The organism is Gemmatimonadales bacterium (genome assembly GCA_030697825.1).
Classification (GTDB): domain Bacteria; phylum Gemmatimonadota; class Gemmatimonadetes; order Gemmatimonadales; family JACORV01; genus JACORV01.
On record JAUYOW010000307.1, the window covers coordinates 1 to 1,040 of the forward strand.

Genomic DNA, 1,040 nt, shown 5'->3' on the forward strand with positions numbered 1-1,040 from the left:
TGCTCGACGTGGCCGGCGGCTTCGCGGCTTACGGCCTGCTGACGCGCGACCGGGCGATCGGGCGTTGCTGCCTGCGCGTTGCCGAGCACGTCGCGAACTCGTGGCGCGAGGCGTCGCTCGGCCCGGTCCGGCTGTTGAGTCACGGTCTGTACGCCGGCGCGGCCGCGATCGCCGGGCTGGCCGTCGCGGTCAGCCTCGCGGGGCCAGGGCAGCTCGGCTGGCTCGCCGCGGTCTCGATCGTGTCGATCGCCGGTGCCGGGGCGTGGGCGCAGCTGGTCGAAGGCTCACCGCAGCTGCTGCGGCCGTACGGGTACTTCGGCGGGGTCGCGGGCGGCCTTGCCGTCGCGGTGACGGCGTCGCTGGTGGGCGCGAATGGTTGGACGATCCTCGCGGCGAGCGCCGTCGGCGGATCGGTGACCCAGGCGATCGGCCGGCTCCGCTGCCTGGTGCAGGGCTGCTGTCACGGTCGGGCCTCGCCGGATGCGCTGGGGATCCGCTACCACCACCCGCGCTCGCGGGTGGTGCGGCTGGCCGGTCTCGCGGGGACGCCGGTCTATCCCACACCGCTGTACTCGCTGCTCTGGATGCTCGTGGTGGCGGCGGTGCTCTGGCGTCTCTGGATGGTGTCCGCGCCGCTGCCGCTGATCGTCGGCCTCTATTTCGTACTGGCGGGCGCGGGGCGATTCATGGAAGAGCACTTCCGCGGTGAACCCCAGACGGCCGAGTACTTCGGCCTGCGGCTCTACCAGTGGCTGGCGATCGCGTTCGTGGTGGGTGGCGCGGCCATCACCGCGCTGGGTGCGCGGCGGGCGCCGGCCGTGGCGGGGCTCGATCCGGCGGTGATCCCGATCCTGCTCGTGGTCGGTGTTGCCGCGTACGCGGCGTACGGCGTGGACTTCCCGCGCTCGAACCGGCGGCTGGCAAGGTTGACCTGACGGCGCCGGCGCACCGCCGTCAGGACGCTTTCTTGGTCTCCGCGACCGCCGCGGCGCGCACCACCACTTCCTTCTCCAACAACTTCTCCAGCAAGTCCGCTTTCC

Annotated in this window: 1 protein-coding gene; it reads left to right on the forward strand. The window is 72.6% G+C overall.

The genetic code is table 11. The features are described 5' to 3' along the window. Window positions 1–935, forward strand: a 935-nt coding sequence (locus Q8Q85_14930; protein ID MDP3775552.1) for a prolipoprotein diacylglyceryl transferase, incomplete at its 5' end; no start/stop codon positions are given. Window positions 936–1,040 lie beyond the last annotated feature (105 nt).